General features: G+C 55.5%; 13 protein-coding genes. 10 read left to right on the top strand and 3 right to left on the bottom strand.

What is annotated here, in order from left to right; genetic code table 11:
* The first annotated feature begins 9 nt into the window (after window positions 1-9).
* From serB to nadR, 3 genes are all read left to right on the top strand, one after another.
* Entirely contained in the window at window positions 10-978 is a 969-nt protein-coding gene (gene serB / locus NA986_RS19450) for a phosphoserine phosphatase (RefSeq protein WP_001132983.1), read from the top strand.
* A gap of 83 nt (window positions 979-1,061) precedes the next feature.
* The gene (gene radA / locus NA986_RS19455; RefSeq protein WP_001029710.1) at window positions 1,062-2,444 is read left to right on the top strand and encodes a DNA repair protein RadA; all 1,383 of its coding nucleotides are present in this window, start codon (window positions 1,062-1,064) and stop codon (window positions 2,442-2,444) included.
* A gap of 150 nt (window positions 2,445-2,594) precedes the next feature.
* Window positions 2,595-3,827, top strand: a complete 1,233-nt coding sequence (gene nadR / locus NA986_RS19460; RefSeq protein WP_001519486.1) for a multifunctional transcriptional regulator/nicotinamide-nucleotide adenylyltransferase/ribosylnicotinamide kinase NadR — start codon at window positions 2,595-2,597, stop codon at window positions 3,825-3,827.
* A gap of 117 nt (window positions 3,828-3,944) precedes the next feature.
* Here nadR and ettA read toward each other — a convergent pair whose 3' ends face one another.
* A complete protein-coding gene (gene ettA, locus NA986_RS19465; RefSeq protein WP_000046770.1) occupies window positions 3,945-5,612 on the bottom strand; it encodes an energy-dependent translational throttle protein EttA in 1,668 nt (555 codons plus the stop codon).
* Window positions 5,613-5,787: 175 nt separating this feature from the next.
* Here ettA and sltY point away from each other — a divergent pair, with 175 nt between their 5' ends.
* A complete protein-coding gene (sltY, locus tag NA986_RS19470; protein ID WP_155580949.1) occupies window positions 5,788-7,758 on the top strand; it encodes a murein transglycosylase in 1,971 nt (656 codons plus the stop codon).
* Window positions 7,759-7,815: 57 nt separating this feature from the next.
* Entirely contained in the window at window positions 7,816-8,142 is a 327-nt protein-coding gene (gene trpR / locus NA986_RS19475) for a trp operon repressor (RefSeq protein WP_000192003.1), read from the top strand.
* Window positions 8,143-8,243: 101 nt separating this feature from the next.
* On the opposite strand, the gene yjjX is transcribed toward trpR, so the two are convergent.
* Window positions 8,244-8,759, bottom strand: a complete 516-nt coding sequence (gene yjjX / locus NA986_RS19480) for an inosine/xanthosine triphosphatase (RefSeq protein ID WP_000554315.1) — start codon at window positions 8,757-8,759, stop codon at window positions 8,244-8,246.
* Window positions 8,760-8,807: 48 nt separating this feature from the next.
* Here yjjX and gpmB point away from each other — a divergent pair, with 48 nt between their 5' ends.
* Entirely contained in the window at window positions 8,808-9,455 is a 648-nt protein-coding gene (gene gpmB, locus NA986_RS19485) for a 2,3-diphosphoglycerate-dependent phosphoglycerate mutase GpmB (protein ID WP_023138571.1), read from the top strand.
* Here gpmB and robA read toward each other — a convergent pair.
* Window positions 9,452-10,321, bottom strand: a complete 870-nt coding sequence (robA, locus tag NA986_RS19490; protein WP_000371685.1) for an MDR efflux pump AcrAB transcriptional activator RobA — start codon at window positions 10,319-10,321, stop codon at window positions 9,452-9,454. The genes gpmB and robA overlap by 4 nt on opposite strands.
* A gap of 211 nt (window positions 10,322-10,532) precedes the next feature.
* Here robA and creA point away from each other — a divergent pair, with 211 nt between their 5' ends.
* From creA to creD, 4 genes are read left to right on the top strand one after another with little or no spacing between them, the layout of a single operon-like run.
* The gene (gene creA, locus NA986_RS19495; protein ID WP_000875811.1) at window positions 10,533-11,006 is read left to right on the top strand and encodes a protein CreA; all 474 of its coding nucleotides are present in this window, start codon (window positions 10,533-10,535) and stop codon (window positions 11,004-11,006) included.
* A 12-nt stretch (window positions 11,007-11,018) separates the two neighbouring features.
* Window positions 11,019-11,708, top strand: coding sequence for a two-component system response regulator CreB (creB, locus tag NA986_RS19500; protein WP_001187046.1), 690 nt, complete (start codon window positions 11,019-11,021; stop codon window positions 11,706-11,708).
* Window positions 11,708-13,132 (top strand): two-component system sensor histidine kinase CreC, encoded by a 1,425-nt coding sequence (gene creC, locus NA986_RS19505; RefSeq protein WP_001219523.1) that lies wholly within the window; start codon window positions 11,708-11,710, stop codon window positions 13,130-13,132. Before creB ends, creC begins: the two co-directional genes overlap by 1 nt.
* Window positions 13,133-13,189: 57 nt before the next feature.
* Window positions 13,190-14,539, top strand: a complete 1,350-nt coding sequence (gene creD, locus NA986_RS19510; RefSeq protein WP_023216926.1) for a cell envelope integrity protein CreD — start codon at window positions 13,190-13,192, stop codon at window positions 14,537-14,539.
* Window positions 14,540-14,572 lie beyond the last annotated feature (33 nt).

Genomic DNA, 14,572 nt, shown 5'->3' on the forward strand with positions numbered 1-14,572 from the left:
GGAGCTTTAATGCCTAACATTACCTGGTGCGATCTGCCTGAAGATGTCTCTTTATGGCCTGGTTTGCCTCTTTCTTTAAGCGGCGACGAGGTGATGCCTCTGGATTACCATGCAGGCCGCAGCGGTTGGCTGTTGTATGGGCGCGGGCTGGATAAGCAGCGTTTAACTCAATATCAGACCAAACTGGGCGCCGCAATGGTGATTGTCGCCGCCTGGTGCGTGGAGGATTATCAGGTCATTCGTCTGGCGGGGTCGCTGACGCCGCGTGCGACGCGGCTGGCGCATGAGGCGCAGCTGGATGTTGCGCCGCTGGGTAAAATTCCGCATCTGCGCACGCCGGGGCTGCTGGTCATGGATATGGATTCCACGGCGATCCAGATTGAGTGTATCGATGAAATCGCGAAGCTGGCCGGTACCGGTGAGAAGGTGGCTGAAGTGACGGAGCGCGCGATGCGCGGCGAGCTTGATTTTACCGCCAGCCTGCGTAGCCGCGTGGCGACGCTGAAAGGCGCGGATGCCGATATTTTGCGCCAGGTGCGCGGGAATCTGCCGCTAATGCCAGGATTAACGCAGTTGGTGCTAAAACTGGAAGCGCTTGGCTGGAAAATCGCTATCGCCTCCGGCGGCTTCACTTTCTTCGCCGACTATCTGCGTGACCAGCTACGCCTGACGGCGGCGGTCGCCAATGAGCTGGAGATCATGGACGGTAAATTTACCGGTCACGTTATCGGCGATATTGTGGATGCTGAGTATAAAGCCAATACCTTGCTTCGTCTGGCGCAAGAGCATGACATCCCGCTGGCGCAGACGGTGGCGATTGGCGACGGCGCTAACGATCTGCCCATGATCAAAGCGGCAGGGTTAGGTATTGCCTTCCATGCCAAGCCAAAAGTAAACGAAAAGACGGAGATTACGATCCGCCACGCTGACCTGATGGGCGTGTTTTGCATTCTCTCCGGCAGCATGAACCAGAAATGATTAACCTGCCCAATGGCAAGGCGACCGTAGGCCGGATAAGTGCCAGCGCCATCCGGCAACAGCGTTAACGAAAGAGGTAAAACGTGGCAAAAGCTCCCAAACGCGCCTTTGTTTGTAATGAATGCGGGGCCGATTACCCGCGCTGGCAGGGGCAATGCAGCGCCTGCCATGCCTGGAACACCATTACCGAGGTGCGCCTTGCCGCGTCGCCGACGGTGGCGCGTAACGAACGTCTGAGCGGATACGCCGGCAGTGCGGGCGTATCAAAAGTGCAGAAACTGTCTGACATCAGTCTTGAGGAACTGCCGCGCTTTTCTACCGGTTTTAAAGAGTTTGACCGCGTGCTGGGCGGCGGGGTGGTACCCGGCAGCGCCATTTTGATTGGCGGTAACCCCGGCGCGGGCAAATCAACGTTGCTGCTGCAAACGCTGTGCAAGCTCGCCGAGCAGATGAAAACACTGTACGTCACCGGCGAAGAGTCGCTACAGCAGGTGGCGATGCGCGCGCACCGTCTCGGCCTGCCGACCGCTAATCTGAATATGCTCTCCGAAACCAGCATCGAGCAGATCTGCCTGATAGCGGAAGAAGAACAGCCGAAACTGATGGTGATCGACTCCATACAGGTGATGCATATGGCGGACATCCAGTCGTCGCCAGGCAGCGTCGCCCAGGTCCGCGAAACAGCAGCCTACCTGACGCGCTTCGCCAAAACGCGCGGCGTGGCGATCGTGATGGTCGGCCACGTCACCAAAGACGGGTCGCTGGCGGGGCCGAAAGTGCTGGAACACTGTATCGATTGCTCAGTATTGCTCGACGGCGACGCCGATTCTCGTTTCCGCACGCTGCGCAGCCACAAAAACCGCTTTGGCGCAGTCAATGAGCTGGGCGTCTTCGCCATGACCGAACAGGGGTTGCGCGAAGTGAGCAATCCGTCCGCCATCTTTTTAAGCCGCGGCGATGAGGTCACTTCCGGCAGTTCAGTGATGGTCGTCTGGGAAGGCACGCGACCGTTGCTGGTGGAGATTCAGGCGCTGGTCGATCACTCGATGATGGCGAACCCCAGACGCGTGGCGGTCGGTCTGGAACAAAACCGTCTGGCAATCCTGCTGGCGGTGCTGCACCGACACGGCGGTCTACAAATGTCGGATCAGGACGTCTTCGTCAACGTGGTCGGCGGCGTGAAAGTCACCGAAACCAGCGCGGATCTGGCTTTACTGCTGGCGATGGTCTCCAGCCTGCGTGACAGGCCGTTGCCGCAGGATCTGGTGGTGTTTGGCGAAGTGGGGCTGGCAGGCGAGATTCGTCCGGTGCCGAGCGGGCAGGAGCGTATTTCCGAGGCGGCGAAACACGGTTTTCGTCGGGCGATTGTGCCTGCCGCCAACGTACCGAAAAAGCCGCCGGAAGGAATGCAGGTGTTCGGTGTTAAAAAGCTCGCAGATGCGTTAAGCGTGTTTGACGACTTATAATTCTCTGTATGTAGTGATGTTGTATAATTTGCCGGATGGCGATGCAATGCGTCTTATCCGGCCTACGGATTGATACGGATTGATGTTGTAGGCCTGATAAGCGAAGCGCCGTCAGGCAGTGTTATGCGATTTTTCCAGCAGGAGGCTCTTGTGTCATCGTTCGACTATCTCAAAACCGCGATTAAGCAGCAAGGTTGCACTCTGCAACAGGTGGCTGACGCCAGCGGTATGACCAAGGGGTATCTGAGTCAGTTACTTAACGCCAAAATCAAAAGCCCCAGCGCGCAAAAACTGGAGGCGCTACACCGTTTTCTCGGGCTGGAGTTTCCCCGCCGACAGAAAAACATTGGCGTGGTGTTCGGTAAATTTTATCCATTGCATACCGGACACATCTACTTGATCCAGCGCGCCTGTAGCCAGGTGGATGAGTTGCACATCATTATGGGTTATGACGATACGCGCGACCGCGGACTGTTTGAGGATAGCGCCATGTCGCAGCAGCCCACCGTGTCGGATCGCCTGCGCTGGTTATTGCAAACCTTCAAATACCAAAAAAATATTCGCATTCACGCCTTTAATGAAGAGGGGATGGAGCCTTATCCGCATGGCTGGGACGTCTGGAGCAACGGCATTAAAGCGTTTATGGCAGAGAAGGGAATACAGCCGAGCTGGATCTACACTTCCGAAGAGGCTGATGCGCCGCAGTATCTTGAGCATTTAGGGATTGAGACGGTGCTGGTCGATCCTGAACGCACGTTTATGAATATCAGCGGGGCGCAAATCCGCGAAAATCCGTTTCGTTACTGGGAATATATTCCTACCGAAGTGAAGCCGTTTTTCGTGCGTACCGTCGCGATTCTGGGCGGGGAATCAAGCGGCAAGTCTACGCTGGTCAATAAGCTCGCCAATATTTTTAATACCACCAGCGCCTGGGAATATGGCCGCGACTATGTCTTTTCGCATCTGGGCGGCGATGAGATGGCGTTACAGTATTCCGACTACGATAAAATTGCGCTGGGCCATGCGCAATATATTGATTTCGCAGTGAAATATGCGAATAAAGTGGCGTTTATCGATACCGATTTCGTCACCACCCAGGCATTTTGCAAAAAATACGAAGGGCGCGAGCATCCCTTTGTCCAGGCGCTGATCGACGAGTATCGCTTCGACCTGGTGATTTTGCTGGAGAATAATACGCCGTGGGTAGCTGACGGACTGCGAAGCCTGGGCAGTTCAGTGGATCGCAAAGCGTTCCAGAGCCTGTTGGTCGAGATGCTGAAAGAGAACAACATTGAGTTCGTTCACGTTAAAGAGGCTGATTACGATGGCCGCTTTTTGCGCTGTGTGGAACTGGTGAAAGAGATGATGGGCGAGCAGGGATAAGAACCAATGCCTGATGCGACGCTTACCGCGTCTTATCAGGCCTACAGTTTCACAACGTACTGGAATCGCTGGGTTTGTAGGCCGGGTAAGCGCAAGCGCCACCCGGCATTCTGACATTTATTTGGCAATACGCTTGTACTTGATACGCTTCGGCTCCAGCGCCTCGGCGCCCAGCGTGCGTTTCTTGTACTCTTCGTATTCGGTAAAGTTACCTTCGAAGAATTCCACCTTACCTTCATCCTGATAATCCAGAATGTGGGTGGCGATACGGTCAAGGAACCAACGGTCGTGCGAGATAACCATCGCGCAGCCAGGGAACTCCAGCAGGGCGTTTTCCAGCGCGCGCAGGGTTTCGATATCCAGGTCGTTCGTCGGTTCGTCGAGCAGCAGGACGTTGCCGCCCACCTGCAGCAGCTTCGCCAGATGCAAACGACCACGCTCACCGCCGGACAGTTCGCCAACGCGTTTGCCCTGATCGACGCCTTTGAAGTTGAAGCGGCCTACATAGGCGCGGCTTGGCATTTCGGTATTGCCGATCTTCATGATATCCAGCCCGCCGGACACTTCTTCCCAGACGGTTTTGCTGTTGTCCATCGCGTCGCGGAACTGATCGACCGAGGCCAGCTTGACGGTTTCACCCAGCGTAATGGTGCCGCTATCAGGCTGCTCCTGACCGGACATCATGCGGAACAGGGTCGATTTACCCGCGCCGTTTGGCCCGATGATCCCGACGATAGCGCCTTTCGGCACCGAGAAGCTCAGGTCATCGATCAGTACGCGGTCGCCGTAGGATTTACGCAGGTTGCTGACTTCAATGACTTTGTCGCCCAGACGCGGTCCTGGTGGAATAAACAGTTCGTTGGTTTCGTTACGTTTCTGATACTCAACGCTGTTCAGTTCTTCAAAGCGAGCCAGACGCGCCTTACCTTTCGACTGACGGCCTTTCGCGCCCTGACGCACCCACTCCAGCTCTTTCTCAATGGATTTACGGCGCGCCGCTTCGGCAGACGCTTCCTGCGCCAGACGCTGATCTTTCTGCTCCAGCCAGGAGGAGTAGTTGCCTTCCCACGGAATACCTTCGCCGCGGTCAAGTTCCAGAATCCAACCGGCAACGTTATCGAGGAAGTAACGGTCGTGGGTAATCGCCACGACGGTGCCTTCGAAGTCGTGCAGGAAACGTTCCAGCCACGCAACAGATTCGGCATCCAGGTGGTTGGTGGGTTCGTCGAGCAGCAGCATGTCCGGCTTTTCCAGCAACAGACGGCACAGCGCCACGCGACGGCGCTCGCCGCCGGACAGTTTTTCGACTTTGGCATCCCAGTCCGGCAGACGCAGGGCGTCAGCTGCGCGCTCAAGCTGCACGTTCAGATTATGACCGTCGTGCGCCTGGATAATCTCTTCAAGCCGGCCTTGCTCTGCGGCCAGCTTGTCGAAGTCGGCATCCGGATCGGCATACAGCGCGTACACTTCATCCAGACGTTTGAGGGCGTTAACCACTTCCGAAACGGCCTCTTCAATCGACTCGCGTACCGTGTGTTCCGGGTTTAGCTGAGGTTCCTGCGGCAGGTAGCCAATCTTAATGCCGGGCTGCGGGCGCGCTTCACCCTCGATATCTTTATCGAGACCCGCCATGATGCGCAGCAGGGTAGACTTACCGGCGCCGTTAAGGCCCAGCACGCCGATTTTGGCGCCAGGGAAGAAGCTCAGCGAGATGTTTTTCAGAATATGACGTTTCGGCGGAACCACTTTGCCGACACGATGCATGGTATAAACGAATTGAGCCACGTTGGACTTCGCCTCTATGTTTATCGTGATGGTGAATAGATGTCAAAGGCGAAGTGTAGCCTTTTTCCCTGCCTAAGCCCAGCCAGCAGATCGCACTCGCAATAAAAGTAAAAAAGTGTCCATAACGTGGCGCAAATGGCTATGACTGGTTAGCATAAATTCATTACGCGGCATGATGCTGCATTGGATAACAATTGAGGAAGTGCTTGTGGATAGAGCCAAACCATTTGTCTGGCGTCTCGTCGCCGCCAGCGTATGCCTGCTGACCTTTTGTCACCTCGCGCGGGCCGACTCACTGGAAGAGCAGCGTAACCGCTATGCGCAGATTAAGCAGGCCTGGGACAACCGCCAGATGGATGTGGTAGAGCAGATGATGCCGGGTCTGAAAGATTATCCGCTCTACCCGTATCTGGAATACCGTAAGATCACCGACGATTTGATGAACCAACCGGCGATTGCCGTCACGCAGTTTGTGCGCGCCAATCCTACGCTTCCGCCTGCGCGTACGCTGCAATCGCGCTTCGTCAATGAGCTGGCGCGTCGTGAAGACTGGCGCGGCTTGCTGGCGTTTAGCCCGGAGAAACCCGGTACCACGGAAGCGCAATGTAACTATTACTACGCGAAATGGAGTACCGGGCAAACGGAAGCGGCCTGGCAGGGCGCGAAAGACCTTTGGCTGACCGGCAAAAGTCAGCCGAATGCCTGCGATAAACTTTTCAGCGTTTGGCGGGCCTCCGGCAAGCAAGACCCGCTGGCGTATCTGGAACGTATTCGGCTGGCGATGAAAGCCGGGAATACGGGGTTGGTTACGGTGCTGGCCGGACAGATGCCGGCGGAATATCAAACGATCGCCTCAGCGATCATTACCCTGGCTAATGACCCTAATAACGTGTTGACCTTCGCACGCACCACCGGCGCCACCGATTTTACCCGCCAGATGGCGGAAGTCGCGTTTGCCAGCGTCGCCCGCCAGGACGCGGAAAATGCACGTCTGATGATCCCCTCGCTGGTACAGGCGCAGAAACTTAATGAGGAACAAACGCAGGCGCTGCGCGATATCGTTGCCTGGCGACTGATGGGCAACGATGTGACCGATGCGCAGGCGAAATGGCGCGATGACGCGATTATGCGCTCGCAATCGACGTCGCTTATCGAGCGGCGCGTGCGTATGGCGCTGGGGATGGGCGATCGTCGCGGTCTCAATACCTGGCTTGCCCGCCTGCCAATGGAGGCGAAAGAGAAAGACGAGTGGCGTTACTGGCAGGCGGATTTATTGCTGGAGCGCGGTCGTGACGCCGAAGCGAAAGAGATCCTTCATGCTTTAATGCAGAAGCGCGGTTTTTATCCGATGGTTGCGGCGCAGCGTTTAGGAGAAGAGTACACGCTTAAAATTGATAAAGCGCCCGCCAACGTAAACAGCGCGTTGACGCAGGGGCCGGAGATGGCGCGTGTACGGGAGCTGATGTACTGGAACCTGGATAACACGGCGCGCAGCGAATGGGCGAATCTGGTAAAAAGCCGTAGTAAATCTGAACAGGCGCAGCTGGCGCGCTATGCGTTTAACCAGCACTGGTGGGATCTGAGCGTACAGGCGACGATCGCCGGAAAACTGTGGGATCATCTGGAGGAGCGTTTCCCGCTGGCGTATAACGATCTTTTTACCCGCTATACCCGCGGAAAAGACATCTCACAAAGCTATGCCATGGCGATTGCCCGCCAGGAGAGCGCCTGGAACCCGAAAGTAAAATCGCCGGTAGGGGCCAGCGGCTTAATGCAGATTATGCCGGGAACGGCCACCCATACGGTGAAAATGTTTTCGATTCCGGACTACCGCGGCCCCGGCCAACTGCTGGAGCCGGAGACCAACATCAACATTGGCACCAGCTATTTGCAGTATGTCTATCAGCAGTTTGGTAATAACCGTATTTTCGCCTCGGCGGCGTATAACGCCGGGCCGGGGCGCGTGCGCACCTGGCTTGGCAATAGCGCCGGGCGTATCGATGCCGTAGCGTTTGTCGAAAGCATTCCCTTTTCGGAAACGCGCGGCTACGTGAAAAACGTTCTGGCCTATGACGCTTACTATCGCCACTTTATGGGGCAGAAAGAGGCCTTAATGAGCGACTCTGAGTGGCAGCGACGGTATTAATGCAGACGGGTTATGTTATCATTTGTACTCGTGTAACAGTACAAACGGCGGTATAACATGACCCAGCATTCCCCTTATTCATCGGCTATCGCCGAACAACGTAATCAGGAGTGGCTTCGTTTTGTGGAGTTACTCCGTCAGGCATATGCAGAGGATCTGCATCTGCCTTTATTACAACTGATGCTTACGCCGGACGAGCGTGAAGCGCTGGGAACGCGCGTGCGCATTATTGAGGAGTTGCTGCGTGGCGAAATGAGCCAGCGCGAGTTGAAAACCGAGCTGGGGGCGGGTATCGCCACCATCACGCGCGGGTCAAACAGCCTGAAATCCGCGCCGGTTGAACTGCGTCATTGGCTTGAGAACGTACTGCTGAAAAACGCCTGATTTGCTCGTAGGCCGGATAAGGCGAAGCGGCCATCCGGCAACATCGCCGCGAAATGCCTGATGGCGCTGTGCTTATCAGGCCTACAACATAGCGCAAATAATTATCGATACACCGCGTTATGAAACGGGCTGAGCGCCAGGATCACCGCCTGGTAGTAAACGCTGGAGCGCGTTAATTTTCCGGCGGTAAATACGCCAATGGCGCCCTCTTTGCGACCAATCTCGTCAATACCTGTGTACTGCGACATCACCGGGCCAAGCGCTTCTCCCTGGCGGACTCTGTCGAGAATGACGGCGGGCAGCGGCAGCGTGGCCGATCGCGCTTCACCGCGCTGAACGCCGTTATCAATCACCACCCAACTGAAGGTGGCGTCATCGTCAATTCCGGCTTCAATGGCTACCCAGAAATCAGCTTGTGGATGCAGGCGTCGCGCATTACCCACGCGATTTCGTGCGCCAGCACGCGTTTCCTCGCTTCCGAAGGGCTGCTCCGGTACGCCGCTCTCGACGGCGACGGGCGTAATATGGCACGATCCTTCGCCGAAAATCTCTTCAAATGCCTGTAGAATTGCCTGAATTTTGGCAGGATTGGTGGTCGCAGAGATAACCTGGTGCATAATTAAGCTCAGTTTTAAAAATTTATCGCAGTATAACGGAAAAAAAACATGTTACAGGTATACCTTGTTCGCCACGGTGAAACGCAGTGGAACGCCGAGCGACGTATTCAGGGCCAATCGGACAGTCCCCTGACAGCAAAAGGCGAGCAGCAGGCCATGCAGGTAGGAGAACGCGCCCGCAGCCTCGGCATCACCCATATCATCAGCAGCGATTTAGGCCGCACAAAACGCACGGCGGAGATTATCGCCCAGGCGTGCGGGTGTGATATCACCTTTGACTCCCGCCTGCGCGAGCTGGATATGGGCGTGCTGGAAAAGCGCCAGATCGATTCGCTGACGGAAGAAGAAGAGGGCTGGCGTCGTCAGCTGGTCAACGGCACGCAGGATGGCCGCATTCCCGGTGGGGAATCGATGCAGGAGTTGAGCGATCGCGTTCATGCCTCGCTGGCGTCCTGTCTGGAGCTACCGCAGGGCAGCCGACCTTTATTGGTCAGTCACGGTATCGCGTTGGGCTGTCTGGTCAGTACTATATTGGGACTACCCGCCTGGGCGGAACGCCGGTTACGTTTGCGCAACTGCTCTATTTCCCGCATCGATTACCAGGAAAGTCAGTGGCTGGCGTCTGGGTGGGTGGTAGAAACCGCAGGGGACGTTTCGCATCTGGACGCCCCTGCATTGGATGAGCTACAGCGTTAACGACGAATCGGGATCAGAAATTCGCAGCGCAGGTTGATAGGGCGATCGCCGGTTTTGGTATCTTCTGACGGGTAGTATCGCTCTATATCCTGTCCTTTACGACGGGTCAGATTCAGCATTGGCATACAGGTGCCGTAAACGGTCAGGATAAAATCCTGCACGCCGGTTCCTAACCCTTCATAGGTGAACATGACGTATTCACCGCCCTGCAACAGCACAGGATGTGCCGACTGAACATAGCCATCGGCCTGCTCTTGCGGCAGTGCGGTGGTATAGAATACTTCCTGCTCATCGTCTTTCTCCATGCTGGGGCGCGTTTCATTAAGCCCATAAAGCACAGGCGGAATAGTTGGCGAATGACCGAGGAAATCATGCCAGAATTGCACGCGCATTTCGTGGCGGAAGTCGGAAATCTGTTCCAGCGAGCAGGAATAGCTCTGCGTGACGCCAAGGAGCGGCGTATCCTCCAGCGTAACGAACTGATGTTCCGGCACGGTAAACTCGCCCAGCCGTAATGGCGGGCGAATGCCAAAGGCGCTCCATTCCGAGGAGCGACGATACAGCGCTGGCGTCTGGGAAAACTGTTTCTTAAAGGCGCGCGTAAAGGTTTGCTGAGAATCGAAGCGGTACTGAAGAGCAATATCCAGAATTGGACGCGCGGTCAAACGCAGCGCTACTGCTGATTTCGATAAACGACGGGCGCGGATGTAAGCGCCAATGGCGTGGCCCGTCACGTCCTTAAACATTCTCTGCAGGTGCCACTTGGAATAGCCTGCTTTTGCCGCCACATTGTCAAGTGACAGCGGCTGATCCAGATGACCTTCCAGCCAGATTAACAGGTCGCGAATTATGCCAGCCTGATCCATAAAATATCCCCATCCTTTCAACAACGAGCACCCGATATCAGGTAAGAGGATAATAGCATTTTTTGTTCTTTTAGCATTCAGTGTTTTTTTTGAGCTTAAATGCTTTTTTTAGGCAACGTGACAGGTAATTATTCTAATCCTGTGATCTATAACCATTTTATTTTAGAATGTCTAATAATTACGCAATGTAACTTTTATGAATGGTAACAATATGAAATACAAGAGCTTAGTACTTTTCTCAATTTTGTTGCTGCTGGGGCAGAGCGCCCGCGCGGAACAAATTGGTTCAGTCGATACGGTATTTAAAATGTTCGGTCCTGACCATAAAATCGTGGTGGAAGCTTTTGACGATCCTGATGTCAAAAACGTGACGTGCTATGTTAGCCGGGCGAAAACGGGCGGCATAAAAGGCGGATTGGGGCTGGCGGAAGATACGTCTGACGCCGCTATCTCTTGCCAGCAGGTCGGGCCTATTGAACTGAGCGACAAAATTAAGAATGGCAAGGCGCAGGGAGAGGTGGTTTTCAAAAAACGCACCTCATTGATATTTAAGTCATTGCAGGTCGTGCGTTTCTATGATGAGAAACGCAACACGCTGGCGTATCTGGCCTATTCCGACAAAGTGGTCGACGGGTCGCCGAAGAACGCCATCAGCGCGGTGCCGGTCATGCCGTGGCGACAATAACAGGGAAAGAGTATGCAGCAACCGCAGGTCTGGTTAGTCGAGGATGAACAGGGAATCGCCGATACGCTCATCTACACCCTGCAACTGGAAGGGTTTACCGTTGAGCTATTCGCTCGCGGGCTGCCCGCGCTGGAAAAAGCGCGTCAGCAACGGCCGGATGCGGTGATTCTCGATGTGGGACTACCGGATATCAGCGGCTTTGAGCTGTGTCGGCAGTTGCTGGAACGCCATCCTGCGCTGCCGATTCTTTTCCTGACTGCCCGTAGCGATGAAGTGGATCGATTGCTTGGTCTGGAGATCGGCGCAGATGATTATGTCGCCAAGCCGTTCTCGCCGCGCGAAGTGAGCGCCCGCGTGCGCACGCTGTTGCGCCGGGTGAAAAAGTTTGCTGCGCCGTCGCCGGTGGTGCGTACCGGACATTTTGAACTCAATGAACCGGCGGCGCAGATCGCCTGGTTTGGTACGCCGCTCTCGCTGACGCGTTATGAGTTTCTGCTCCTTAAAACCTTGCTGCTGTCGCCGGAGCGCGTGTACTCGCGCCAGCAATTGATGGATATTGTCTGGTCTGATGCCCAGGAGACCTTCGATCGGACGGTCGATACACACATCAAAACCCTGCGCGCTAAGCTACGCGCGATCAACCCGGATCTCTCGCCAATTAACACGCATCGTGGAATGGGATACAGCCTGAGGAGCGTCTGATGCGCATCGGAATGCGTTTGCTACTGGGCTACTTTCTTATTGTCGCCGTCGCCGCCGTGTTTGTGCTGTCTATCTTTGTTCAGGAGATAAAGCCGGGCGTCCGCCGCGCGACGGAAGGGACGCTGATTGACACCGCGACGCTGCTGGCGGCGCTGGCCCGCGACGATCTTCTCTCCGGCAACCCGACTGACGGCCAGTTGGCGAAAGCATTCGCCCAGCTGCAACATCGCCCGTTTCGCGCCAATATCAGCGGGATCGTCAAAGTGCGCAATGAATACCATGTCTACATGACGGATGCGCAGGGGAAGGTATTGTTTGATTCGGAAAACAAAGCGGTGGGGCAGGATTATTCTCGCTGGAATGACGTCTGGCTTACGCTGCGCGGACAGTATGGCGCCCGCAGCACGGCAAAAGATGCTGCCGATCCCAATAGCACGGTGATGTACGTAGCCGCGCCGATAATCAGCGATGGACGGATTATCGGCGTCCTGTCTGTCGGTAAACCGAATGCGGCAATGGCGCCGGTGATTAAGCGCAGCGAACGGCGCATTCTGTGGGCCAGCGCCGTTTTACTGGGAATTGCGCTGGCAATTGGCGCGGGGATGGTCTGGTGGATTAACCGCTCCATCGCCCGGTTGACGCGCTATGCGGATTCTGTCACCGAAAACCGCCCGCTTGCGTTACCTGCATTAGGCAGCAGCGAGCTGCGTAAACTGGCGCAGGCGCTGGAGAGTATGCGCATTAAGCTGGAAGGCAAGAATGAGATTGAGCAGTACGTGTATGCGTTGACTCATGAGCTGAAAAGTCCGCTGGCGGCGATACGCGGCGCGGCGGAGATTCTGCGTGAAGGACCGCCCGCGGATGTGGTTACCCGCTTTACAGAGAATATACTGGCGCAAAATACGCGAATGCAGGCGCTGGTAGAGACCCTGCTGCGCCAGGCGCGGCTGGAAAACCGGCAGGATATCCCTCTCGCGCCGGTTGCTGTTGATGAGCTATTTACGCAGCTTAGCGAGGCACGCAGTATTCAGTTGGCGGCAAAAAAGATCACCCTTACTCTACGGCCTTCCTCGCTGGTCGTCGTCGCCGACGCGGAGCTTCTGGCGCAGGCGTTGGGCAATGTGTTGGACAATGCCATCGACTTTACGCCTGAAAATGGCGTTATCACATTAAGCGCTCAACCGATGGGAGAGAAAGCGATCCTGCAGGTGACGGATTCCGGCTGTGGTATTCCTGATTTTGCGCTGCCGCGCATTTTCGACCGGTTCTATTCGTTGCCCCGTGAAAACGGGCGTAAAAGCAGCGGGCTTGGGCTGGCGTTTGTCAGCGAGGCGGCGCGACTCCTCAACGGTGAGGTGACGTTGTGCAATCGTCCCGAAGGCGGCGTGCTGGCCTCGTTGACACTTCACCGTCACTTCACATAACTTCAAATTCTCCCCACATCGCGTTCTTACACTGCTGGCATTGCAAAGGAGAACGCTATGTTGAAATCCCCCCTGTTGTGGAAAATGATTACGTTAGGCGGCGCCATGATCCTGCTGTTAATTCCCCTGATGATGGTACGGCACACCATCGTGGAACGTGCTGATTATCGAAGCCATGTAGAAGCCGCTATTCGTCAGAGTACCAGCGGCCCGCAAAAGGTTGTCGGCCCGCTGGTGGCGGTTCCGGTGACAGAGCTCTATACCGTGCTGGAAGAGGAGAAAGAGGTCCAGTATAAGCGCAGCTATCTCTATTTTTGGTTGCCGGAGTCGCTATTGGTCGAAGGCAATCAAAACGTTGAAGCGCGAAAAATAGGTATTTATCAGGGGCAGGTGTGGCATACCGATATGGCGATAAAGGCGGAGTTTAATGTGGCCCGTCTGCATGAGCTGAACAGACCGAACATTACCCTTGGAAAGCCCTTTATCGTCGTGGGCGTCGGCGATGCGCGCGGTATCAGCGCAGTAAAAGCGCCGCAGGTGAATGGTGAAACGCTCACTGTAGAACCGGGGACCGGCTTACCGGAAAGTAGAGAGGGCATTCATATCCCGCTGCCGGACAGTCAGTGGGCGACGCGCAACCTGACGTTGGCGATGTCGCTAAATTTAAGCGGAACCGGCAGCTTTTCACTGGTTCCCGTCGGGCGTAGCAGTGAAATGACCCTGACCAGTAACTGGCCGCACCCAAATTTTGTGGGGGATTTTCTTCCCGGTAAACGCGAAATCAGCGGTTCAGGATTTCAGGCCCAGTGGCAAACCAGTCGGTTTGCCACGAATCTCGGCGAACAGTTTGCTGATGCGCAAAAGGTGGATTGGGACAACTTACCGGCGTTTAGCGTCGCTGTATCGACGCCAGCCGACCAGTATCAACTGACGGACAGAGCGACGAAATATGCCATTTTGTTGATTACGCTAACGTTTATGGCTTTCTTTGTCTTCGAAACCCTGACGGGGCAGCGGTTACACCCGATGCAGTATCTGCTGGTGGGGTTATCGCTGGTGATGTTCTACCTGCTGTTGCTGGCACTGTCGGAACATATCGGTTTCACGCCAGCCTGGATTGCTGCAAGCCTGGTGGGCGCGTTGATGAATAGCGTTTATTTGCAGGCGGTGCTGAAAGGATGGCGCAATAGCGTACTGTTTACGCTAGCGTTATTGGCGCTGGATGGCGTGATGTGGGGATTGCTGCGTTCGGAAGATAGCTCGTTGCTTCTGGGTACCGGCGTTCTGCTACTGGCGCTTGGCGGCGTGATGTTCCTGACGCGCCATCTGGACTGGTATTCGCTCTCTTGTCAGCAACGTAAGTCATTACCGCCAGTAAAAGATGACGAATTACGTTTGTGGAAATAAATCTAACGGGCGCGCGCGTTAACGTTTTCCCGC

It is taken from the genome of Salmonella sp. NW177 (genome assembly GCF_051811585.1).
GTDB lineage: Bacteria > Pseudomonadota > Gammaproteobacteria > Enterobacterales > Enterobacteriaceae > Salmonella > Salmonella enterica.